At 74.1% G+C, this 23,500-nt stretch carries 11 protein-coding genes; 3 read left to right on the plus strand and 8 right to left on the minus strand.

The genetic code is table 11. The features are described from left to right. Nucleotides 1-1,812 (plus strand): lantibiotic dehydratase (locus ACF1CT_RS33250; RefSeq protein WP_391787742.1); only part of this gene is annotated, 1,812 nt, incomplete at its 5' end. 312 nt (nucleotides 1,813-2,124) lie between these two features. Here the strand turns inward: ACF1CT_RS33250 and ACF1CT_RS33255 are convergent. The 3 genes from ACF1CT_RS33255 to ACF1CT_RS33265 all read right to left on the minus strand — a co-directional run bounded on the left by ACF1CT_RS33255 (nucleotide 2,125) and on the right by ACF1CT_RS33265 (nucleotide 16,883). Further along, nucleotides 2,125-9,363: an amino acid adenylation domain-containing protein gene (locus ACF1CT_RS33255; RefSeq protein WP_391787743.1), complete on the minus strand. Its 7,239-nt coding sequence runs from the start codon at nucleotides 9,361-9,363 to the stop codon at nucleotides 2,125-2,127. Then, entirely contained in the window at nucleotides 9,360-15,896 is a 6,537-nt protein-coding gene (locus ACF1CT_RS33260; RefSeq protein WP_391787744.1) for an amino acid adenylation domain-containing protein, read from the minus strand. Before ACF1CT_RS33260 ends, ACF1CT_RS33255 begins: the two co-directional genes overlap by 4 nt. 66 nt (nucleotides 15,897-15,962) lie before the next feature. Beyond that, entirely contained in the window at nucleotides 15,963-16,883 is a 921-nt protein-coding gene (locus ACF1CT_RS33265; protein WP_391787796.1) for a TauD/TfdA family dioxygenase, read from the minus strand. 294 nt (nucleotides 16,884-17,177) lie between these two features. Between ACF1CT_RS33265 and ACF1CT_RS33270 the strand changes: the two genes are divergently transcribed. Both ACF1CT_RS33270 and panD read left to right on the plus strand, forming a co-directional pair. Next, entirely contained in the window at nucleotides 17,178-18,584 is a 1,407-nt protein-coding gene (locus ACF1CT_RS33270) for an MFS transporter (protein WP_391787745.1), read from the plus strand. Between the two features lie 53 nt (nucleotides 18,585-18,637). Further along, nucleotides 18,638-19,063 (plus strand): aspartate 1-decarboxylase, encoded by a 426-nt coding sequence (gene panD / locus ACF1CT_RS33275; protein WP_391787746.1) that lies wholly within the window; start codon nucleotides 18,638-18,640, stop codon nucleotides 19,061-19,063. Between the two features lie 101 nt (nucleotides 19,064-19,164). Here panD and ACF1CT_RS33280 read toward each other — a convergent pair whose 3' ends face one another. The 5 genes from ACF1CT_RS33280 to ACF1CT_RS33300 all read right to left on the minus strand — a co-directional run bounded on the left by ACF1CT_RS33280 (nucleotide 19,165) and on the right by ACF1CT_RS33300 (nucleotide 23,423). Further along, entirely contained in the window at nucleotides 19,165-19,854 is a 690-nt protein-coding gene (locus ACF1CT_RS33280; protein ID WP_391787747.1) for a LuxR C-terminal-related transcriptional regulator, read from the minus strand. Between the two features lie 5 nt (nucleotides 19,855-19,859). Then, nucleotides 19,860-20,483 (minus strand): LuxR C-terminal-related transcriptional regulator, encoded by a 624-nt coding sequence (locus ACF1CT_RS33285; protein WP_391787748.1) that lies wholly within the window; start codon nucleotides 20,481-20,483, stop codon nucleotides 19,860-19,862. A 473-nt stretch (nucleotides 20,484-20,956) separates the two neighbouring features. Next, nucleotides 20,957-21,994 carry a 2,3-diaminopropionate biosynthesis protein SbnB gene (gene sbnB, locus ACF1CT_RS33290; protein WP_391787749.1) on the minus strand — a complete coding sequence of 346 codons (1,038 nt, stop codon included), beginning with the start codon at nucleotides 21,992-21,994 and terminating at the stop codon, nucleotides 20,957-20,959. Continuing rightward, complete coding sequence (gene sbnA, locus ACF1CT_RS33295; protein WP_391787750.1) at nucleotides 21,988-23,139, minus strand: 2,3-diaminopropionate biosynthesis protein SbnA; 1,152 nt, start codon at nucleotides 23,137-23,139, stop codon at nucleotides 21,988-21,990. Before sbnA ends, sbnB begins: the two co-directional genes overlap by 7 nt. A gap of 32 nt (nucleotides 23,140-23,171) precedes the next feature. Beyond that, complete coding sequence (locus ACF1CT_RS33300) at nucleotides 23,172-23,423, minus strand: MbtH family protein (protein ID WP_391787751.1); 252 nt, start codon at nucleotides 23,421-23,423, stop codon at nucleotides 23,172-23,174. Between the last annotated feature and the right edge of the window lie 77 nt (nucleotides 23,424-23,500).

A 23,500-nucleotide genomic window follows, 5' to 3' on the forward strand; every position in this document is an offset into this window, starting at 1 on the left:
TCGTCGTCGGTGTTCTTCTCCAGTTGGTCGATCGACGCGCTGGCCAGGACGTTGTCGGCCGACGAGCGGCTGATGGCCTGGATACCCCCGCGCCGGATGCCCTACATCCGGGCCGACTCCGACGACGGACCCGTCCGCATCCCGGGTCGCCCCCCGCAGCAGGCGCCACCCCACCTGGTGGCCCTGCTCCGCCTGGTGGACGGCCGTCGGCCGCCGGGCGAACTGGCCCGCGCACTGGGCCTGCCGCCCGCCGAGGTGACCACCGCACTGGCCGAACTGGTGCGCCGTCGCTGGGTGACCTGGCGGCTGGAGGTTCCCTCCGGGCCGTGTCCGGACCGGGAGTTGCGGGCGGTTCTGGAGCGGGTCGGTGATCCGGTGCTGCGGCGTGGTGCGCTGGAGCCGTTGGAGGTGCTGGAGCGGGGCCGGGACCGGGTGCAGGCGGCCGGCCGTGACGCCGGTGCGCTGTGCGAGGCGCTCGCCGCGCTGGAGGAGGACTTCACCCGGATCACCGACACCGCCTCCCAGCGCGCCAAGGGCACCCATACCGCACCGAACCGGTCGCTGGTCTACTCCGACACCCGGCGCTCCGCCACCGCCCGAGTCGGCCGCGACGTCCTGGACGCCATGGCGCCCCTGGACCCGCTGATGACCAGCGCCGCCTGGCTGATGTCCCAGCTCGGCGCCCGGGTGGAGCGGCGGGCCGCCGAGGTCTACGAGAGACTGGCCGCCGCCTCCGGCGGGGACCGGGTCAATCTCGCCGACTTCTGGTTCGCCTGCATGCCGATCCTGCACGGGGCCGCGGTCACCGACGCCGAGGAGGTACTGGCGGAGTTCCAGCGCCGCTGGGCACGGATCATTCCCGTCCCGGAGAACGCCCGCCACGTCCGGACGACGCACCGCGCGATCGCACCGCAGGTGGCCGAGGCGTTCCCCCCGGCCCCTGCGGCGTGGACCGCCGCCCGCTACCTCAGCCCCGATGTGCTGATCGTCGCCCGCGACACCGAGTCGGTCGGCAACGGCGACTTCGAACTGGTCCTGGGCGAACTGCACCTGGCGTCCAACACCATGGGCGCCTCGCTCTTCGTCAGCCAGCACCCCGAGCCGGACGAACTCCTCCGCCAGACCGGCCGGGACCATCCCGGCCCCCGGCTGCTGCCGCTGCTGCCCAAGGAACACAAGTCGCGGCTGTCCGTCCGGGTGCGCAATGTGCTGGTCCGGCCGGAGGACTACTGCATCGCCCTGCTGGAGCTCACCGCCGACCCGCACCGGGACCGCACCGTACTCAGCGCCGACGCCCACGTCACCCGACGCGGGGGCCGGCTGGTCGCGCTCCTCCCGGACGGCGGCGAGTTCGCCGTCACCGATGTGTTCGGCCATGTCCTGACCACCCTGGCCATGGACATGTTCCGGCTGCTCCCCGACGCGGACCATGTGCCGCGGGTGGCGGTGGACAAGCTGGTGGTGAGCCGGGAGTCGTGGCGGTTCACGGGCGGTGATCTGGGGTTCGCGGGGGAGAAGAGCGAGGCCCGGCGGTATGTGCGGGCGCGGAACTGGCGGAGCGAGCGGGGTCTGCCGCGGTACGTGTTCGTGGTGTCGCCGACGGAGCCGCGTCCGTTCTACGTGGATTTCGACGCCCCGGTGTATGTGAACATCCTGGCCAAGGCCGCGCGGCGGCTGGCGCGGAAGGACCCGGAGGCCAAGCTCACCATCACCGAGATGCTGCCCACCCCCGAGCACGCGTGGCTCACCGACGACCGGGGCAACGCGTACACCTCCGAACTCCGCTTCGTCGCCGTCGACCAGCACCACTGACAGCGCGACACACCCTCCGACGGGGTGCCCGACCACATCGGCCGGGCGCCCCGTCCTGCTGTGTCCGCCTCCGGCACGAGCCGTCCGCCGCCCCCGCGAACCCGCCGCGTGCGGCCGGACCGGCAGGCGCCCGTTCCCGTCGGATCCCGAAGCCCATCGCACCCCTTGGGCCGGGGTGTCCGACGACCACCGGAACCCGGGCACCGCGTGCGGGGCCGGCCCGGCACAGGGCCCCGGCCCGCCCCGGTGCGCGGACAGCACGGAGCCCGGCCGGGTGTTCCGGCCGGGCTCCGTCGGTGTCCTCCGCCGGGGTCAGCCCAGCAGCTCGGCCAGGGTCCCGGCCAGCGACGTGACATGGGGGAGGCGCATGACACCGAAGTGGTCGCCGGGGACCCGGTGGGCCTCGACGGCGGCGTTCAGCTCCCGCCAGCGGTCCAGATACTCCTCGTAGGTCTGGCCGAGAGCCACCTCGTGCTCGCCCCGGGCGAGTTCGTCGCTGATGATCAGGTGCAGCGTGCCGGGAAAGTAGCGGTGCCGGTAGGTGAGGGTCATCTCCATCACCTCGCGCCAGATCCGGGCCGACGGGAGCCAGACATCGGCCCCGTTCCGCTCGGGGAGCACGATCCCGGTCTCCGGGTCCGCGTCGTCCACCAGATGGTTCAGCAGCTTCAGGATCTCCTCGCGCAGCGCGCCCGTGTCCTCCCGCGGACCGGCCGCGGCCAGCTCCTCCAGCTTGGCGGTGCAGCTCTCGATCAGCCGGAACTCCTCCCACAGGCCCTGCCGTTCGTGGCTGTCCAGGCCCGGGTCGAGCAGGATGAACGTCACTTCCTCGCCGTCCGCCCCCAGCCGGTCCGCCATCTCGGCGGTGATCCCGCTGCCGCCGCACCAGCCGAGCAGCCGGTAGGGGCCGTGGGGGCGGGCCCGCCGGATCTCGGTGACGTACCGCTCGGCCATCTCCGCGGCGGTGGGCACCGGCATCCCGGGGCCGGACTGGAGCCCGGGCCACTCCAGGGCGGCGACCGGCAGGTCCTCGGCGAGGTGCGGGACCAGCCGCTGGTACCAGTGGGCGCTGCCGCCCCCGGGGTGGACGCAGAAGAGCGGCGCCTGTCCGCCCTCCCTGCGCAGCCACATCAGGGCACCGCGTGAGGTGCCGCCCGCCCTGCCGCGTTCCGCCGCGGCGGCGACGGCGTCCAGGGTGTGGTGCTCCACGAAGGCCCGCACCGTCAGTTCCAGGCCGTGGCGTTCCCGCAGCAGGGCGATGGCCCGCAGAATCAGCAGGGAGTGTCCGCCGAGCAGGAAGAAGTCGTCGTGGACGCCCACCCGTTCGAGGTTCAGGACCTCCGCCCACACCTCGGCCAGGGCCCGTTCGGCGGTGGTGCGCGGGGCCACCACCTCGCCGCCGGTGCCGACGCCGTCCGGCGCCGGCAGCGCGGCCCGGTCCAGCTTGCCGTTGGCGTTCAGCGGCAGCTCGTCCAGCCCGACCCAGGCGCTGGGGACCAGGAACGCCGGTACCCGTTGCCGCAGCGCGGTGAGCAGGGCCGCCGGGTCGAAGACCGCGTGCTTTTCCGGGACGACATAGCCGACCAGTTGCTTGTCGCCGTCCGGGCCCGGACGCACGGCCGCGGCGGCCTCGTGCACACCGGGCAGACCGCTCAGCGCGGCCTCCGCCTCGCCGAGCTCGATGCGGTGGCCGCGCACCTTGACCTGGTGGTCGCGGCGGCCCAGGAAATGGAGGACACCGTCCGGGTCCTGGCGGACCAGGTCGCCGGTCCGGTAGAGCCTGCCGCCGGGCCAGGTGCCGGTGGGGTCGGGGACGAAGCGGTCGGCGGTCAGCCCCGGCCGGCCCAGGTAGCCGCGGGCCACCCCCGGGCCGCCGAGCAGCAGTTCGCCGGGGACGCCGTAGGGGACCGGGTTGAGGTCCACGTCGGTGACCAGCGCGGTGGTGTGCGCGATCGGCAGGCCGATGGGGAGGGGCCGGTCCGTCTGCTCCGCGGTGAGGGCGTGCTGCCCGGTGGCGAAGGTGGTGCACTCCGTCGGCCCGTACATGTTGCTGACCCGCAGCCCGTGGCCGAGCGCGGTCCGCACCCGGCCGGGGGAGAGCACGTCCCCGCCGGCCAGCAGCGTACGCAGCCCGGTCAGCGCCTCGGGGCAGCTGTCCACCATCAGGTGGAAGAGGCTGGTGGTCAGGAACGCCACGGTCACCCGCCGCTCCCGCAGGACCTCGGCGATGCCCGCCGTGGTGGGGGTGCCGGGCGGGGCGAACGCCAGCCGTCCGCCGTTGGCCAGCGTGCCCCACAGCTCGAAGGCGGAGGCGTCGAAGGCCAGCGGGGAGACCACCAGCACGGTGTCCCGCGGCCCGATCTCCGCGTGGTTCTCGCCGTGCACCAGGCGCACCACGTTGCGGTGGGTGACCTGGACGCCCTTGGGACGCCCGGTGGATCCCGAGGTGTAGATGACGTAGGCGACGTTGTCCGGGCCGGTGCCCGCACCCGGATCGGTCCGCGGCTGCGCCTCCAGCTCGGCCCGTTCGGTGTCCAGCAGCACGCTCCGGACGCCGCTCGTGAGCGGTCCGGACAGCCGTTCAGCCAGCGCGCTGCGGGTGACCAGCAGCCCGGCGCCGGAGTCGGCGAGCAGACAACCGATCCGCTCCTCGGGGTACTCCGGGTCGACCGGGACGTAGCAGCCGCCCGCCTTCATCACGCCGAGGAGAGCGACCACCGTCTCCGGGCCGCGCTCCAGGCAGACCGCGACGGGATCCTCGGCCCGGACCCCGCGGGCCCGCAGCAGATGGGCGAACTGGTTGGCACGGGCGTCCAGTTCCCCGTAGGTGAGGGTGGAGTCCCCGTCGGCCATCGCCACGTCCTGGGGCCGGGAGCTGCCGGTGATCAGCTCCGGCAGGGTCGCCTCGGGCGGCAGGGGACGGGGCGCCGGGGTGGTGGTGGGTGCGGCTAGCTCGGCGGCGCGGAAGGCGCCGGGGGCGTCCTGCGGCCGCTCGGCCATGGTCCGCAGCACCTCCACGAAGGTGGCGGCCATCGCCTCCAGGCGGGCCCGCCCCGCCCAGCCGGGGCGGCAGGTCATCCGCAGTTCGCCGGGGAAGGTCCACACGTCGAAGGTGAACTCGTTGGGGCTGCTGTCGGTGATGGCCTCCGGGGCGGTGTCGGAGTTGTCCAGCACATGGAAGTCGAGGTAGCCGAAGACCACGTCGACCAGCGGGACGCCGCCGCCCCACTCGCGCTGCATGGCGGGCAGGGGATAGCGGCGGTGCGGCCAGACGGCCGCCTCCTCGGCGAAGACCGCGCGCAGCAGCTCCTCCCAGCTGGGCGCGTCCAGGTCCACCGCGAACGGCACGGTGTTGAGGTACATGCCGCGCACCTCGTCACCGTCCGGAAGCTCGGGGCGGCCGTTGCACACGGCGCCCGCGAAGAAGCGGCGCTGCCCGGAGATCAGGCCCATCAGCTTCAGATGGGCGGTGTAGAGCACCGTCTTCAGCGAGGTGCCGGTACGGGAGGCGAGACGGCGCAGCGCCGGGTCCAGCTCGGCCCAGGGGACCCGGACCTCGTGGGCGGGCCCGCCGGACTCGGCGAGCGCGGTGGGAGCGGGCAGCTCCAGGCGGGGGAAGCCGCCGATCCTGCCCTCCCAGAAGGCGCGGTCCTGCGCCGAGGCGAGCGAGGCCCGCTCCAGCGCGATGAAGTCGGCGTAGCGGGCGCGCGGCGGCGGGGTGACGGCGCAGTCGGCGTCGTCCCGGACGCGGCCGTAGCCGGCGCGGATCTCCTGGATCACCGAATGGTGGCTCCAGCCGTCCAGGATGGCGTGGCACTCCGTGTGGGTGAGGGTCCAGGTGTCCTCACCCGTGCGGTGCACGTGGTAGCGCAGCAGCGGGGCGCGCTCCAGATCGAACGGGACGCGCTGCTCGGCGGCACGGAACTCGTCAAGGGCGGACCGCTGTTCATCCGGCGTCAGCCCGCGCAGATCGGTGAACCCGACCTCGGCCTCGGCATGCCGGTGCACCAGTTGGAGCGGCCCGGAGAAGCCGGACAGCCGGAAGGAGGTGCGCAGGATCTCGTGCCGGTCGACGAGCCGCCGTACCGACTCGCGCAGCGCCGGGAGGGAGAACGGGCCGTCGTCGACGAAGTCGAAACTGCAGACGTTCTGGTAGGTATTGGCCTCCGGGTCGGCCAGCAGCTCGTACACCATCCCGGCCTGGACCTCGCCCAGCGGGTAGGCGTCGGCCAACCCGTCCGGCAGTCGCTCCCGGTCGGCCGGGTCGAGCTGGGCGAACGGTGCGACCAGCCGGTCTCGCTGCCCGTCATCGGTGGTCTCGATGGCGACGGTGGCCAGCTGCGCGGCGGTGGGGTGGGTGAACAGGTGCTGTACGGACAGGGAAAGGCCCCGGCCCCGGAGGGCGCCCACCGCGCGGATCGCCCGGATGGAGTCGCCGCCGAGATCGAAGAACCGGTCGTGGACGCCGACCTGGTCGAGGTCCAGCGCGGTGGCCAGCTCCTCGGCGATCGCCCGCTCCACGGGGGTGCGCGGTGCCGTGTACTCACCCGCCCGGCTGTCGCGGCTGCGGTCGGGGGCGGGCAGCGCCTTGCGGTCGGTCTTGCCGCTGGCGGTCAGCGGCAGGGCGTCCAGGACCATCCAGTCGGCGGGCACCATGGCGTCCGGCAGTCGCTCGCGCAGCCAGGTCCGGATCTCGCCGGTGTCGGGGCGGGCGGCGTCCGGTCCGGGGTGGCCGGTGACATAGGCCACCAGCCGCTGCTCGTGCACCGCGACGGCCGCGGAGGCGACAGCCGGGTGCTCGTGGAGGACCTCCTCGATCTCGCCCGGTTCGATGCGCTGGCCGCGGATCTTGACCTGGTGGTCCAGGCGGCCCAGGTAGTCGATGGAGCCGTCCGGCAGATAGCGGGCCAGGTCTCCGGTGCGGTACAGCCGTCCGCCGGGCGTCTTGCCGAAGGGGTCGGGGACGAAGCGGTCGGCGGTCAGCGCCGGTCCGCCGACGTAACCGCGGGCCAGCTGGATGCCGCCGAGAAGCAGTTCGCCGGGGATCCCGACCGGCACCGGCCGCAGTGCCGCGTCCACGATGTAGGTACGGGTGTTGGCGACGGGCCTGCCGATGGTGACCCGCCGGCCCGGGACGCACGGGGTGCCGGTGACGTCCACGGCGGCCTCGGTCGGGCCGTAGAGGTTGTGCGGGGCGATCCCGAGGCGTTCGACCGAGGCGGTGACCAGGTCCCCCGGCAGCGCCTCCCCGCTGCACAGGACGCGACGCACCGAGGCCAGCGGGGGGACGGGGCCCGCGAGGAAGGCCCGCAGCATGGACGGCACGAAGTGCAGGGTGGTGACGGACTCCTCGGCGATGGTCCGGGCCAGGTAGGCAGGGTCCCGGTGGCCGCCGGGGCGGGCCATCACCAGGGTGGCGCCGGCGGACAGCGGCCAGAAGAACTCCCACACCGAGACGTCGAAGCCCATCGGGGTCTTCTGGAGCACCCGGTCGGTGGCGTCGAGGCCGAACTCCCGCTGCATCCATTGCAGCCGGTTGACGATCGCCCGGTGCTCGACCAGCACCCCCTTGGGGCGTCCGGTGGACCCGGAGGTGTAGATGACGTAGGCGGCGTCGCCCGGACCGGGTGCGGCTCCGGCCCGGACCGGGACGCCGTCCGGGAGCAGTCCGCCGCGCGCCAGCGGCAGCACCGAGACCTCGGCGGGCACGCCGGAAGGTGCGGCCCCGGCGTCGGCGAGCAGGATCCCGGCGCCGGAGTCGGCCAGCATGAACCTGCGCCGCTCCGGCGGAAGTTCAGGTTCCAGTGGCAGATAGGCGCTGCCCGCCTTGAGTATCCCGAGGAGGGCCACCAGCAGACCGCGGGAGCGTTCCAGGCACACCCCGGTGACGGTGCCGGGGCCCGCGCCCCGGGCCCTGAGAGCGGCGGCCACGGCGTCCGCCCGGTGGTCCAGGTCCGCGTAACTGAGCGTCCCGGCCTCGTCGGTGACCGCCACGGCGTCCGGGGTGGTTGCCGCCCGGGCCTCGAACAGCCCGTGCAGCGTGCCCGGGGGGAAACGGACAGCGGTGTCGTTCCAGTCGTGCACCACCTCGTACAGCTCCGGCCCGGACATCAGCTCCAGACCGCCGACCGGCGCGTCCGGCTCGGCGACCGCGGCGGCCAGCAGCCGGGTGAAGTGGTCGGCCATGCGGGCCGCCGTGGCGGGGTCGAACAGCGCGGTGGCGTAATTGAGCCCGCCGGAGAGCGACCCGTCCGCCCGCTCGGTGACGCTGAGCGTCAGATCGAACTTGGCGGTGGTCTCGCCGACCGCCTGTCGCTCCACCACCAGCGTCCCCGTGCCACTGTCGTCGGCACCTCCGGGACCCTGGCCGTCGGCACCCTCCCAGAGGAACATCGCACCGAAGAGCGGTGTACGGGAGGGGCCGCGCTCCGGGGCGAGGGCGTTGACCAGCCGCTCGAAGGGCACCTCCTGATGGCCGTAGTCGTCCAGCGCGCCCTCCCGCAGCCGGGTCAGCACCTCGGCGAAGCCGGGGTCGCCCGAGAGATCGGTGCGCAGGACCAGGGTGTTCAGGAAGAGCCCCAGCATCTCCTGTGTCTCGGCCCGGTCCCGGCCGGAGACCGGGGTGCCGACCGCGATGTCGGTGCTGCCGGTGTACCGGCTCAGCAGCACCTGGAACGCGGCGAGGGCGGCCATGAACGGGGTGGCGCCGTGCTCGCGCGCCAGCCGGGAGAGCCGGGCGGCGGCCTCGGCGGGCACGGTGAACGGGGCGACCGCCCCGGTCTCGTCCCGGACCGCCGGACGCGGCCGGTCGGTGGGCAGCTCCAGCGGGGCGAGCCCCGCCAGGCGCTCGCGCCAGTAGCCGAGGCCGTCCTCCAGGCGCTTCTCGGTGAGCCGTTCGCGCTGCCAGAGGGCGAAGTCCGCGTACTGGAGGGCCGGCGGCCCGGGCGCCGGCCGCTCCGGGCCGGTCAGCCTCCGGTACCCGTCGGTCAGCTCGCGCACCAGCAGGTCCTCCGACCAGCCGTCCGCCGCGATGTGGTGCACGGTCACGAAGAGCGTGTGGTCCTCGGCCTCGCGCCGGGCCAATACGGCACGGAGCACAGGCCCCTCGGCCAGGTCCACCGGCTGCCGCCCCGAGGTGCCCAGCGCGGCGAGGCGGCGGGCGCGGTCCTTTGGGGCCGACCCGGTCAGGTCCTCCTCGACGAGGTCCACCGGCGCGGGCGCGTCGATCACCTGGACCGGATCGCCGTCGATCACCGGGTAGCGGGTGCGCAGCACCTCGTGCCGTGCCACCAGCGCGCCCAGCGCCCCGCGCAGCGCCCGGACGTCGAGGGGGCCGCGCAGCCGCAGCGCGGCCGTCATCAGGTAGGTGGTGGAGCCCGGGCCGAGCTGGTCCAGCACCCACAGTCTCTGCTGGGCGAAGGAGAGCGGCAGCGGGCCGCCGCGCGGGGCGCGGGCGATGCCGTCGGACGGGACCGGGACGGCGGCCCCGCGCAGCCGCTGCCTCAGCAGTTGGGCGCGGAGCGCCGCGGGGTCGAGGGTCTGGTGCGTCATCGTGCGCCTTCCGGGTTCAGTAGTTCCGCGACCTCTGCGTCGGAGAGCTGGGCGATGGCCGCCTCGACGGCCTCGGTCACGGCCGCCGCGAGGGCGGCGACGGTGGTCTTCTCGAAGAGCCGGCGCAGTGGGAGCTCCACCGCGAAGGACTCCCGGATCCGGGCGAGCACCCGGGTGGCCAGCAGTGAGTGGCCGCCCAGGTCGAAGAAGTCGTCCTCGGCGCCGACCTGTTCGACGCCGAGCGTCTCGGCCCAGATGGCGGCCACCGTCTCCTCGGCCGGATCACGGGGCGCCACATGGGCTCGTTCGGTGGTGGCCGGGGCGGGCAGGGCCTTGCGGTCGATCTTCTGGCTGGCGGTCATCGGCAGGGTGTCCAGGGAGGTCCACAGCGCCGGGACCATGTAGTCGGGCAGCCGCTCCCGCAGGTGCTCGCGGAGCACGGCCGGGTCCGGGGCGGGGGCGCCGTCCCGGCCGGTCACGTACGCGGCCAGCCGGCGGTTGCCCGGAGTGGTCTCGGGTGCGGTGACGGCCGCCGCGCCGACACCGGGATGCCCGGTCAGGGCGGCCTCGATCTCGCCGAGCTCGATGCGCAGCCCGCGGATCTTCACCTGCTGGTCGATCCGGCCCAGGAACTCCAGGGTGCCGTCCGGCCGGTACCGCACCAGGTCACCGGTGCGGTACAGCCGCTCGCCCGCCCCGCCGAACGGGTCGGGCACGAATTGTTCGGCGGTGAGTTCCGGCCGACCGTGGTAGCCGCGGGCGAGCCGCACGCCGCCGACGCAGAGTTCGCCGGGGACACCGAGCGGCACCGGGCGCTGCCGGGCGTCCAGGACGTAGGCCCGGGTACCGGCGAACGGGCGGCCCAGCGGCATGGAGGCGGTGTCCCGCTGCCCGTCGTGCTCGACCGCCCCGGTGTGCAGCAGGCAGGTGACGGTGGCCTCGGTGGGCCCGTAGCAGCAGACGAACCGGCCGGGCAGCCCGCTCGCCGACCACTGCCGGGCGTCGGCCACCGTGACCACGTCGCTGCTGAGGTTGATCAGCTTGAGCCCGGTGAGCACGCTCGTGTCGTAGTGCATCGCCTCCCGGTAGTAGGCCGGGGTGGTCTCCATGACCGTGACGCCGTGCTCGGCGAGCCGGGCCGGGAGTTCGGCCGGGCTCCAGAACAGCGGGTCGGCGATCACCACCGCGGCGCCGGTCAGCAGCGGTGCGGCGATCTGCTCCATCGCGACGTCGAAGGTCAGCGAGGAGAGCTGGACCACCCGCTCACCGGGGCCGATGCCGTACGCGTCGGCGGCGATCCGGCAGTGGTGGGCGTAGGCACGGTGGTCGATCATCACCCCCTTGGGCCGTCCGGTGGAGCCGGAGGTGTAGATCATGTAGGCGAGGTTGTCCGGGGCCGCCGGGACGTCCGGCAGCCCCTCGGCCGCGTCGACGGCAAGGTCCCCGGCGTCGAGGGCGTCCACGGTGAGTACCCGGAGTCCGTCGCCGGTGAAGGCGGCAGCGTGCTCGGCGGTGGTGACCACGAACCGCGCCCCGGCGTCCTCGACGGTCCCGGCGAGACGCCGCCGGGGATGCCGGGGGTCGAGCGGTACGTAGACCGCGCCCGCCCGCAGCACCCCGAGCAGCGTCACCACGGCGTCGATCCCGCGTTCCTGGCAGGAGGCCACCACCGTCTCGGGACCCGCGCCCAGAACCCGCAGCCGCCGGGCGAACCGGGCCGAACGCGCCTCCAGCGCGGCGTAGCCGAGCTCCTCCGCACCGAAGACCAGGGCGGTGGCGTCCGGGGTGCGGGCGGCCTGCCGGACGAACAGCTCCGGCACGGTCAGGTCGCGCTCGGCCCCGGGGAAGATCTCCGGCAGCCGGGCGGCGTGCGGGTCGGGCCAGCTTCCGAGCAGTTGCCGCCGCTCGGTGTCGGGCATCAGCTCCAACGCGGCAAGGGCGGTGTCCGGCGCGGCGGTCACCGACTCCAGCAGCCGCAGGTAGTGGGCGGCCAGCCGCTCCACCGTGGCGCGGTCGAACAGCGTGCTCGCGTACTCGAACCAGCAGTGCATCCGCCCGTCCGGGCGCTCCTTCACGGTCAGGGTGAGGTCGAACTTGGCCGTCCGCGGGCCGGCGTTGAGCGGTTCGGCAGGCAGCCCGCCGAGGGTGGTGATCAGCCCGCCCATGTGCTGGTGCTCGAACATCACCTGGAACAGCGGGTTGCGCGACAGGTCGCGTTCCGTCCCGAGCTCGTCCACGAGCTGCTCGAACGGCACGTCCTGGTGCGCGAACGCCTCAAGGCAGACCTCCCTCACCCGGGCCAGCAGGCGGACGAAGGCGGGGTCGCCGCCCAGATCGGTGCGGATCACCAGGCTGTTGACGAAGAGGCCGAGCAGCCCCTCGGTCTCCTCCCGGGTGCGGGCCGCCACCGGGACGCCCACCGCGATGTCGGTGCGTCCGGTGTAGCGGTGCAGCAGCACCTGGAAGGCACCGAGCAGGGTCATGAACGGGGTCGCGCCGTGCCGGGCGCCCAGCTCGGTTACCGCCCGGCCGACGGCCTCCGGGACATCGACGATGACGGTGTCCCCGGCGGCGTCGCGGGTGGCCGTCCGGGGCCGGTCGGACGGCAGCTCGACCGGGGTGAGGCCGCCCAGGCGGCCCAGCCAGTAGCCGAGTTGGCGACCCGTCTGCGGACCGTCCTCCCGGCCGCGCTGCCAGGCGGCGAAGTCCGCGTACTGGACCGGGCCGGGGCGCAGCGGTGACGGCCGTCCGGCGGCAAGCGCGGTGTAGGCGGTGTCCAGGTCGCGCAGGAACACCTTGGTGGACCAGGCGTCGAAGGCGATGTGGTGTGCGGCGAGCGCCACCCAGTGGTCCTCGGGGGCGGCGCGGATCACGGTGACCCGCAGCGGGTGCTCGGCCGACAGGTCGAAGGGGGCGCACAGCGCCTCGTCGAGCAGCCCCCGGGCGCGGCCGGCCGCTTCGTCCGAGCCGTCGGCGGCCCCGGTGAGGTCCACCAGCCGGAACGCCACCGGGCCCGGCGGGTCGATGAGCTGTACCGGGCGGCCGTCCCGGTCCGCGTACCGGGTGCGCAGCACCTCGTGCGCGCGGGCCACCTCGTCCAGCGCGCCCCGGAAGGCCGCGGTGTCCAGCGGACCGCGCAGCCGCAGCGCCAGCGGGATCAGGTACTCCTGGCTGCCCGGCTCCAACTGGTCCAGGAACCACATGCGCTGCTGGCCGAAGGAGAGCGGCGGCTCACCACCCCGGCCCACCGGCACGATGCCGCCGTCCCCGCTCCCGGTGCCGTCGCTGCCGTGTCCGGCCGACGCGGCCCCGGCGGCGCCGGTGGCCCGCTCGATGCGGGCGGCCAGGGCGGCGGAGGTGCGGTCGGTGAAGAGGTCGGCGACCGTCATCTCGATGCCGAAGGCGCGACGCAGCCCGAGCACCAGCCGGATGGCGAGCAACGAGTGTCCGCCGAGGGTGAAGAAGTCGTCGTCCACGCCCGGTTCGGGGATCTCCAGGACCGTGGCCATGGCCTCCACCACGGCCCGCTCGGTCGCCGAACGCGGGGCGGCCCGGCCGGTGTCCGCCGCGGCAGGGGACTGCGCGGCCTCCTCGGGCCCGGGCAGCGCGCGACGGTCCACCTTGCCGCTGGCGGTCAGCGGCAGGGCGTCCAGCAGCACCAGCCGGGACGGCACGACCGCGGCGGGCAGCCGCGCGGCGAGGTGCGCCAGCAGTTCCGTCCGCAGCTCCGCGTCGACGCCCCCGGGGGTGGCCGGCACGGCGTACGCGGTCAGCTCCAGTGCGCCGTGCGCGCCCGGCCGGGCCACGACCGCCGCCGCGGCGGCCCCCGGGTGCGCCAGCAGCAGTGCCTCGATCTCGGCCGGTTCGACCCGGACGCCGTGGATCTTCACCTGGTCGTCGGCCCGGCCCAGGAACTCCAGGGTGCCGTCGGCCCGCCAGCGCACCAGGTCCCCGGTGCGGTACCAGCGCCCGCCGGGCACGGCGGCGTACGGGTCCACGCCGAAGCGTTCGGCGGTCTGCCCGGGGCGGCCCAGATAGCCGCGGGCCAGCCCCACGCCCCGTACGCACAGTTCCCCGGGCACACCGATCGGGACGAGCAGGTCGGCCGGGTCCACCACGGAGACGCCCACGCCCGTCAGCGGGGCGCCGATGGCGACCGTGCCGGAACCGGGCAGACCCTCGCCCGCGTAGCGGTGCGCGGTCGAGTCGATGGAGCACTCGGTGGGGCCGTAGGTGTTGGAGACCTCGGCCCCCGGCACGACCGCGCGCAGCCGCTCGCACAGGCCGGCGGGCAGCGGCTCACCCGCCGAGCTGACCAGACGCAGCGCCGTGCAGCCGGCGAGTGCCGGTTCCTCGACCAGCAGGCGCAGCACCGAGGGCACCAACTGGAGCAGGGTGACCCCGTGGCGGGCCATGGCGGCGGCCATCACGGCCGGGTCCCGGTGCGCGTCCGCCGGGGCCATCACCACGGTGCCGCCGGAGACCAGCGGGGACAGGAACTCCCACAGGGCGGCGTCGAACCCGATGGTGGTCTTCTGGAGCAGCCGGTCGGCGGCCGTCATCGCGTACGCCTCCACCGACCACAGCACCCGGTTGCGCAGCCCGCCGTGCGTCACCACCACGCCCTTGGGGGTGCCGGTGGACCCGGAGGTGTACACCAGGCAGGCCGCGTCGTCCGGGCCGGCCGGGTAGGGGAGGACGCCGGGCGGCGCGCTCGGGGCGCCGGTCGCGGCGGACCACTCGGCGTCCAGGGCCCGGACCCGGGGACGGCCCCCGAAGCGGTCGCGCAGCGCCTCCTCGGTGAGCACCAGGTCCGCCCCGGAGTCCGTCAGGAGGAAGTCCCGCCGGGTGTCCGGGAGATCCGGTGCCAGCGGTACGAGGACGCCGCCGACGGCGAGTACGGCCAGGAGCGCGGTCACCAGCTCCGGGCCGCGGTGCAGGCTGACCGCGACCGGGTCGCCGGGGCGTACGTCCTCGGCGTGCAGCCGGCCGGCCAGCCGCGTCACCCGCTCGGCCAGCCCCGCGTAGTCCAGCGGGCCGCCGTCGTCGGCGACGGCCGTCGCCCGCGGAGTGCCGGCCGCCCGGTCGAGCACCAGCCGGATCAGGCCGCGGCCGTCCCGGTCCCGGCTGGCCGGGCGGGCCGTTCCTTCGCCCCAGGCGGTGAGCGTGGCGCGCTCCGCCGGGGCGACCGGCTCCAGCCGGTCCACCGGGGTGCCGGGCGCGGCGACCACCTGGTCGAGCAGGTGCAGGAAGTTCCGGGCCATCCGCTCGATCCGGTCCCGGTCGAAGAGCGCGGTGGGATAGATGAACTCACCGGCCACGGTGCCGTCCGGACGCTCCGTCAGGTGCAGGGAGAGATCGAACGCGGAGCTCTGTGCCCCGACGTTCACCCGGGTCACCTCCAGACCCGGCAGCGCGAACGGGCGGCGATGCGCGTTGTGCAGGGTGAACGCGGCCTGGAAGACCGGGTTGCGCCCGGCGTCCCGCTCCGGGGCGAGGGCCGCGACCACCCGCTCGAAGGGCACCTCCTGGTGGCTGTAGGCGTCCAGAGTGGTGTTCTTCACCCGGGACAGCAGCTCCCGGAAGTCCGGTGCCCCACCCAGATCCGTGCGCAGTACCACCGTGTTGAGGAACAGGCCGATCAGCCGCTCCAGCCTGGCGTCGTCCCGGTTGGCCAGGGAGACCCCGACCGCGATGTCGTTCTTCCCGGAATAGCGGGCCAGCAGCAGCTGGTACGCGGCGAGCCCGGCCATGAAGAGCGTGGCGCCCTGCTCCTTGGCGAGCGCGGCGAAGCGGGCCGCCAGCGGGGCCGGCACGGTGAACGCGACAGTGTCCCCGGCGGCGTCCCACCGGGCCGGACGCGGCCGGTCGGTGGGCAGCTCCAGCGGCGCCGCCCCCGACAGCCGCTCCTGCCAGTGGCCGAGCTGCCGCTCCAGCAGCTCCGGCTGGGCCGCCCACCATTCGCGCTGCCAGTCCGCGTAGTCCGCGTACTGGAGCTCCAAGGGCTCCGGGGACCGGGGCGGCGAGGCGGCACCGGCGACGAACACCCCGTACAGTTCCCGCAGTTCGTCGGCGAGCAGGCCCCAGGACCAGCCGTCGAAGGCGATGTGGTGGAAGGTCAGCAGCAGGGCCGCCTCCTTCGGCCCCAGCCGGACCACGGCGACCCGCCAGGGATGGTCCCGGCGCAGATCGATCGGCGCGCCGGCCCAGGCGCCGCCGAACTCCCGCAGGCTCTGCTCCCGCCGGTCCTCCGGGGCGTCACCGAGGTCGGCGAACTCCGGCTTCACCGGCTCGGGTTCGTCGATGACCTGGACGGCGCAACCGTCCTCGTCGACGTAGCGGGTGCGCAGCACCTCGTGGCGGGCGGCGATCTCGGTGAGCGCGGCGGTCAGCGCGTCCGTGTCCAGCGGGCCCCGGATTCTGAAGGTCTCGTGCATCAGATACTCGGCGGCGTCACCCGACCTGAGGTGGTCGAGCAGCCACAGCTGTTCCTGTGCGAAGGACAGCGGATAACCGCCGTCGACGGGTGCCATCGGTCGTGTCTCCCTGGGCAGGTGGTGGTGAGGGGCGGTGTGGACGAAGGGTGTGCGGGCGGACGGTCAGCCCCGCTCTACCGGTCCGCCGGAGGGCTCGGTCATCGCGACGGCGATCTTCCGGGGGCCGGTGAACGGCTCCCGGGCGTGCGCGGCGAGCATGTTGTCGACGACCAGCACGTCGCCCTCCCGCCAGTCGAAGCGGCGCTGTTCGGCGCGGTAGCAGTCCCGCAGATGGGCCACCACCTCGTCCGGCACCGGGGCGCCGTCGCCGTAGTAGGTGTTGGTCGGCAGGTCCGCCTCGTCGTACATCTCCCGCAGCGCGGCGCAGAGATCGGGCTTCAACGTGGTGACGTGGAAGAACGTGAGGTGGTTGAACCACACCCGCTCCCCGGTGACCGGGTGGCGGTGCACCGCCTCGCGCCGGGCACGGGTACGCAGGCCCCCGGCGGTCCACTCGGCGACCACGCCGTTGCGCGCGCAGTACGCCTCGACCTCGGCACGGTCCTCGGTGTTGAAGGCGTGCCGCCACGGGACGCCGAACCCGTCCGTGAAGTTGCGCACCACCATCCAGCCGCGGGCGGCGAACTCCTCCCGCACCTGGGGGTCGATGGCGGCCAGCACCCGCCGGGTGTCGGCGAGCGGGGTGGAGCCGAGGGTGTCGGGCGGGGTCACACAGGAGAAGAACAGCGTCAGCGGCCAGGTGGCCTGGTAGGAGTTCTCGTTGTGAAGGAAGATCTCCTCCGACGGCGGATAGTCGGTCGAGGTGTACACCTGGCCCTTGATGGTGGACCGGGGCGAGGAGCGCTCGGCGTAGGCCAGCGGCTCACCGCCGATGGTGCGGACCGTCCGCTCGAAGCCGTCCACCCCGTCGTGACCGAAGCCGCGCAGCAGTACGGCGCCGTGCTCGCGCAGCCGGGCGCGGATCTCCGGACGGGCGGCGGCCAGCTGCTCCGCGGGGAAACCCCGGCCGGGCGCGGCGGTCATCAGATGGGGAAGCGCCTGTCCGGACGCCTGTGGCCCGGCCGCCGGCGCGAACAGCGCTGAAGGGTTCGCAGTCATACCCGCCAGGTTCGGCGCACGCCCGTCCCCCGGGCAGAGAACATCCGGCGAAGTCTTCGGCAGGGCGGGTGCGCCACTTTCTGCGCGTCCTTCCCTGGGGCCGCTCCACCGCCGCCGGGCACGCTGACCCCACCGTGCGGCCCGGCCCACCAACAGGTGTGCCGGGCGTCTGGTGCGGCTGTCGAGAGGATTCCCCATGTCCGAGTGGAGGACACGTCCATGAGCAGGGTCGCCGAAGACACGGATGCCGTCCCCGGGCCACCGCCGTTGCGGCGCAACCGGGACTTCCTGCTGCTGTGGAGCGGTTCGGCGGTGGCGACCATCGGCTCCACGGCATCCACGGTGGCCTATCCGCTGCTGATCCTCGCGGTGACGGGTTCCCCCTCCGCCGCCGGGCTGGTCGGGTTCGTCGTACTGCTGCCGGCCCTGCTCTTCCAGCTGCCGGCCGGGGTCCTGGTCGACAGCTGGAACCGCAAGCGGGTGATGATGTGGTGCGACGGCCTGCGGGCGGCCGGCGCGGCCAGCGTGGTGCTGGCGCTGCTGGCCGGTGAACTGCGGCTGGCGCACGTGATGGTGGTCGGCTTCGTGGAGGGCACGCTCACGGTGCTCAACGGCCTGGCCTCCACCGCGTCGGTGCCCAATGTGGTGCACCGGAGCCAGCTGTCGGCGGCACTGGCCGGGAACGAGGCGCGCGGCAGGGCCGCCACCATGATCGGTACCCCACTGGGCGGCGTCCTCTTCGGCCTCGGCCGGGCGGTGCCGTTCGTGCTGGAGACCGTCGCCTACCTGGTGTCACTGGTGACGCTGCTGGGCATCCGCAAGGACTTCCAGGCGGGCCGCTCCGGCGAACCGGCACGCGCCGAGGCGGGCACGGACGGCGGCGCGGCGGCCGACAGCCGCCGCACCAGGATGCTGAGGCAGGCGGGCCGGATGGGGGAGGGGCTGACCTGGCTGTGGCGGCGGCCCCTGCTGCGGACCATGGCGCTTCTGGTGGCCGGCAGCAATCTGCTCTTCCGGGCGCTCTTCCTGGTGATGATCGTGCTGCTCGCCGAGGAGGGCGCCCGGCCGGCCACGATCGGCCTGCTGATCGGTGTGGCCGGGGGCTGCGGCATGCTCGGCTCCCTGGTCGCCGGCTGGTTCGGGCGCGCCCTCCGGATGAACGCCCTGGTCATCGGCGCCAACTGGGTCTGGGCACTGCTGATGTGCGTGCTGGCCTTCGGCGGCGGGCTGTGGCCGGCCGCGATCGCCTACACCACCATGTGGTTCGTCGGGCCCATCTGGAACGTGGCGGTGGGCAGCTACCAGCTCGCCGTCACCCCCGACGAGCTGCGCGGCCGGGTGCTGAGCGCCTCCAGCCTGCTGGCCAACGGCGCCCTGCCGCTGGGCGCGCTGGCCGGCGGCCTGCTGCTGGACAACTTCGGTGTGCGGGCCGCGGCGGCGGTGCTGGCCGGGTGGATGGTGCTGATGGCGCTGGCCGCCACCCTCGCCCGCCCGGTACGCAGGGCCACCATGACCGTCATCACCGACTCGTCGAGCCCCGTCCCCGCCGAGACCCCGGCCGCACCGAAGGCCCCGGCCCCTTCCGGTGCCCTGACGCCCTCCGCGACCGCCGCCGACCCGCGCTGAGAGCCCGGCCCCACGTCCCCTTCCCCCGTCCGAAAGACGCTGGAGAACACACCATGTTCCGTACCATGTTCAAGTCCAAGATCCACCGCGCGACCGTCACCCAGGCCGATCTGCACTACGTCGGATCGCTGACGATCGACGAGGACCTGATGGACGCCGCCGATCTGCTCCCCGGCGAGCAGGTCCAGATCGTCGACATCACCAACGGCGCCCGGCTGGAGACCTATGTGATCTCCGGGGAGCGCGGCAGCGGCGTCATCGGAATCAACGGCGCGGCGGCGCGGCTGGTGCAGCCGGGCGACCTCGTCATCATCATCTCCTACGCCTCCGTGACGGACGCCGAGGCCAAGGAGCTCGTGCCCGGCGTCGTCCACGTGGACCAGGACAACCGGCAGGTGTCGCCGACCGGTTCGGACCTCGCCGAGCCGGCGCCGGGCAGCGGCACGGTCCGCGGCGACCTCGTCCGGCCGCGGAACTGAGAACCGGCGCGGAACCGGCAACGGGCGCCGGGCCCGAGGTCCGCCGACCTCGGGCCCGGCGCCCGTCATCCGGAACAGGGCCGGGAATCGGTGCGGGCCGGTCAGATCAGACCGGCCCGCACCGCGCGTGCCACCGCGTGGGCCCGGTTGCGGACCTGGAGCCGGGCCATCAGTTCGTAGATGACGTTCTTCACGGTGTGCTCCGAGCAGGACAGGGCGCGGGCGATCACCGCGTTGCCGTGGCCCTCGGCGACCAGGGTGAGCACCGCCGTCTGGCGCGGGGTGAGCGGAGCCGCCGCCTGCGGCGTACGCGCGACGTCGGGGGCCGGGGCCGCCGGGCCGGGCCGGTGCGCGGTGCCCAGCAGACGGACCAGCACCCCGTAGGGCAGCCGGCCGTCGCCGTGGTGCGCGGAGTGCACGGCTGCCACCAACTGCGCCGGAGTGGCGTCGGCGGTCCGCAGGATGGTCCGGGCACCCACCCGCACGGCCCGCAGCACACTGTCCGGAGAGACCAACTGGGCGGCCACCAGGACCCGTCGGCGGTCCCGGCCCTCCGACGGTGGGCAGGATTCCACCGCCTCGTCCACGGTGCGGCCGGCGGCCAGCACCACCAGCCCGGCATCGGGCCGCGGCCCCTCCGCGAGCGGGATGCCGGCCCCGGTGAGCCGCTGGTGCCAGGACCGGCGCAGGCCGTCGTCGGCGGCACGCACCTGGACACGCACCCGCGTGGGGTCCGGCGCGGAGCCGTGCGTGGCGGAGACGTCCGCGAGCGCGCGGTCGGCCGACGTCACGGGGCTCACAGCAGACCCGCCCGCAGCGCGTAGGCGACCGCGTGGGCGCGGTTCTTCAGCCGGAACCGCTGGGTGACGTCGTGCAGCACGGTGGTCACCGTCCGCACCGAGTAGCAGAGTTCGTCCGCTATCTCGCTGGTCTCGTGGCCGTTGGCGACCAGCCGCAGCACCGCGCGTTCGCGTTCGCTGAGCCCCGCCGCACCCCAGGCGTCGGCAACGCCCGGGGCGGCGCCCTCCGCCCGGTGCTCCAGGAGTCCGTCCAGCAGGTCGGGCGGCACCGCGCAGTCCCCGCCGGCCGCGGCCAGCACCGCGTGCGCCAGCCGCGGGCCGCTGGTCTCGCGGCGGCGCAGCAGACCCCGGGCGCCCGTGGCGATGGCGTGCAGCGCCTCCATCGGGCCCAGTTCGGTGGCCACCAGGACGACCTCCGGACGATGCTCGGCGGCCCGGGTGCGGCGCACCAGGTCCAGTACCGGATCGGCCACCCGGTCGACCACGACCACCATCACGTCCGGCCGCTGCTCCCCGACGGCCAGCCGCACCTCCGGACTGCCCTCCAGGGCGCTCCGGGTGCCTGCCTCCAGCACCGGGTCCGGAGCAATGACGCTCACCCGCACCGGATCATCCCTCATGCGTTCTCCTCCTCGGTTGTGCCGACTCCCGCCGGTGAGACCGAGCATCGGCGCCGCGGCCGCGCGGGTCATCGGTGCACGGCACCCAGATTCGTGCCGTGCACCCGCCCCCCGGGACCGCCGCTCCCGTCCTGGCGGCCCGGCCCCCGCGCCCACCCGATCCCGCACGCGGTACGGCCCCCGTCCCGGCCGGTGCCGGGACGGGGGCCGTACCCCGGGACCCGTGCTGACCTGCCCCGGGTCGTTCTTCGCGCGGGGGTGGGTGGGAACCGCCGCAATATGGGGGCCGACCCCCATGAGCCCCCTCGTCCGGCGGCCAGATCGGAGCCTGTCGGGCGACCTCTGACGGGGCGGCCACGCCCTGGCACGCACGCTTCCCCGCGTTGTCGCCGGTCGCCGGCGCGCCGCTCCGCGTCGCCCCCCTCAGCCCGGGAATCGTATGCACCGGACCGCGTCCACCGTCCGGTCCGAGGTCACCCGACAGGCGCTCGGGCGGGCTCGGTGACCCCGGACTCCGGCAGGAACCCGGTGATCTCGGTGCCGACGCCCACCGCACGGGCACCGCGCAGCACCAGCCCGGCCAGCGCCAGATCCAGCACCCCCAGGCCGAACGGCGAGAACAGCGTGGTGCGTTGGGGGTCGCGGTGGCCCGCGTCCCCGCTCCGCAGGAGCTCGCCGAGGGTGGCGTCGATGAAGGAGCGGTCACCCACCCGGGTCTCCGCCAGATGCACGGAGGTGGCGGCCCGGCAGACATGGTCGGGGTCGTCGACCACGTTCACCGCGTCCAGGACGCCCTCCACCGTCACGTCCCGCAGCGAGACGTGCAGCACCAGGGTGCCGGGCCGACACGAGCGCAGGTCCAGGTGCGGCACGGTGGCCGTGGTCGCCAGGCTCACCAGCCGATGCGCGCCCACCGCCGCCTCCATGCTTTGGGCCACCCGCACCACCCGTCCGTCCCCGCCGAACTCCGAGGCGCAGCGGGCACGGAACTCCTCCGCGCGCCCGGCGTCCAGATCGAAGACCGTGATGTCGCTCAGCTCGGGCCGTACCACCAGCAGAAAGCGGAGCACCTCGAAGTTGATCACGCCGCAGCCGATGAGCGAGACACCCGTCTCCCGGCCGCCCTCGGGCGGGAGCGCGACCGCCGCGAGCGCGGCACTGGCCGCGGTGCGCCGGGCGGAGATGGTGGAGCCCTCCACCAGAGCCACCGGCCGGCCGGTACGCATGGAGTTGACGATGATCGCGGCGGAGGCACGCTCCAGGCCGTCCGCGACATTGCCGGGAAAGGAGGCGATCCACTTCATGCCGGCCAGCGGTTCCGGTCCGCCGAGGTAGGCGGGCAGCCCGATGATCCGGTTGCGGGTGTCGTCGGGGAAGCGGAGGAACACCGAATGCGGCAGAGAGGTCTCCTCGTCGGCATGGCGCAGATACGCGCCCCGCACGGCGTCCAGCACCTCCCGCTCCCGCCCGTCCAGAAGCCGCCGGACGTCTCCGTTGCCGAGCGTCAGCATGGTGTCACCCCGGTTGTCTCGCCGTTCTCGGCCACGTCGGCCCCCTCGTCCTTCCACAGATGGGTGACCTCACCGAACTGAGTCTTCACCCACGCGTCGTCGTAGATCGTGTTCAGATAGCGCTCGCCGCGGTCCGGCATCATCAGCACACAGGTGGCGCCGTCCGGGATGCGTCCGCTCAGCTGTTCCAGGGCCGTGGCCACCGCGCCGGAGGAGCCGCCGAGCAGCAGCCCCTCGCGCAGCGCCAGACGGCGGCAGCCCACCAGGCTGTCCAGGTCGCTGACGTGCAGTACCTCGTCGGCGAGCCCGCTCCGGTAGAGCGGTGGACGGACCGCCGCACCATGGCCCGGGATCAGCCGGCGCCCGGTCGGCGGCCGGAAGATGGCGCTGCCCTCGGCATCGACGGTGACCACGTGGGTGGGCAGCCGGTGGGCGCGGATCAGGTCGCCGCAGCCGCGCAGGGTGCCGGAGGAACTGATGGTGCAGAACAGGTAGTCGGGGGCCCGGCCCAGGTCCTCCACGATCTCCTGCATGGTGATCCGGTGCGCCCAGGCGTTGCGGGGGTTGGCGTACTGGTTGGGCCAGTACGCCCCGGGCAGCGCGGCGACCAGCTCCCGCACCCGCGCGATCCGCACCGGCTGGAACTCGCCGGTGACCGGGTCGCCCTCGGTGACGGTGTGCACCTCCGCACCGAGCGCCCGCATGATCGCGATGTTCTGCGGATTGGTGCGCGGGTCCACCACACAGATGAACCGCAGGTCCATGGCGCGGCACGCCTGCGCCAGGCCGACGCCGAGGTTTCCGGAGCTGGACTCGACGACGGTGCCGCTGCCGGGCACCACCGCACCGGTGGCGACCGCGTGGCTCAGCATGGTGTAGGCGGACCGGTCCTTGATGCTGCCGCCGGGATTGACCGACTCCAGCTTGGCCCAGACCCGGAATCGGGCCCCGGGCAGCAGCCTCGTCAGTTCCACCAGCGGCGTCCCGCCGATGGCGGCCGGCGCCCCGGTGCGGTCCGCGCCGTACGCGGTGCGTGCGGGGCGCGAGAGATCGGTGGCGTCGGGCGGTACGGCTTCCTCATCCTCGGGCTGGTGCGCCCGCGCCACGGGGGCCGGCCGGTATCGCGGCTGGGAGACGGAGTTCATCGCCGGGATTCCCCTCGGTGTCGGTAGGCGGATCAGACCGGAATGCTCTGTTGCCCGCCCTGACCGGCCGCCGCCCCGGCGGCCTCGCTCTCCATCCGGCGGCGCAGACTGGCGGGACGCATGTCCGTCCACACCCGGCCGATGTGGTCCAGGCACTCCTGCTTGCTGCCCTCGGTTCCCTCGGCCCGCCAGCCCGCGGGCAGTTCCCGTTCGGCCTGCCAGATCGAGTACTGCTCCTCGTCGTTGAGCACGACGCGGTAGACGCTCTCGGTGTGGTCGGACATCGCCGTCTCTCCTCGGTCGGTGGGGGCGCCGCGGTCGATACCGGCGCCAGAGCGAGCGTGCCTTCCGGCGACGGCCG

Origin of the sequence: Streptomyces sp. NPDC014734 (assembly GCF_043083325.1) — a bacterium.
Lineage (GTDB): Bacteria > Actinomycetota > Actinomycetes > Streptomycetales > Streptomycetaceae > Streptomyces.

Bases quoted from the DNA above. Each gene is read 5' to 3' on its own strand.
- sbnB (WP_391787749.1), bottom strand. From the start codon at position 21,994: ATGCTGACGCTCGGCAACGGAGACGTCCGGCGGCTTCTGGACGGGCGG.
- ACF1CT_RS33285 (WP_391787748.1), bottom strand. From the start codon at position 20,483: ATGAGGGATGATCCGGTGCGGGTGAGCGTCATTGCTCCGGACCCGGTG.
- panD (WP_391787746.1), top strand. From the start codon at position 18,638: ATGTTCCGTACCATGTTCAAGTCCAAGATCCACCGCGCGACCGTCACC.
- ACF1CT_RS33255 (WP_391787743.1), bottom strand. From the start codon at position 9,363: ATGACGCACCAGACCCTCGACCCCGCGGCGCTCCGCGCCCAACTGCTG.
- ACF1CT_RS33300 (WP_391787751.1), bottom strand. From the start codon at position 23,423: ATGTCCGACCACACCGAGAGCGTCTACCGCGTCGTGCTCAACGACGAG.
- sbnA (WP_391787750.1), bottom strand. From the start codon at position 23,139: ATGAACTCCGTCTCCCAGCCGCGATACCGGCCGGCCCCCGTGGCGCGG.
- ACF1CT_RS33265 (WP_391787796.1), bottom strand. From the start codon at position 16,883: ATGACCGCCGCGCCCGGCCGGGGTTTCCCCGCGGAGCAGCTGGCCGCC.
- ACF1CT_RS33270 (WP_391787745.1), top strand. From the start codon at position 17,178: ATGAGCAGGGTCGCCGAAGACACGGATGCCGTCCCCGGGCCACCGCCG.
- ACF1CT_RS33260 (WP_391787744.1), bottom strand. From the start codon at position 15,896: ATGGCACCCGTCGACGGCGGTTATCCGCTGTCCTTCGCACAGGAACAG.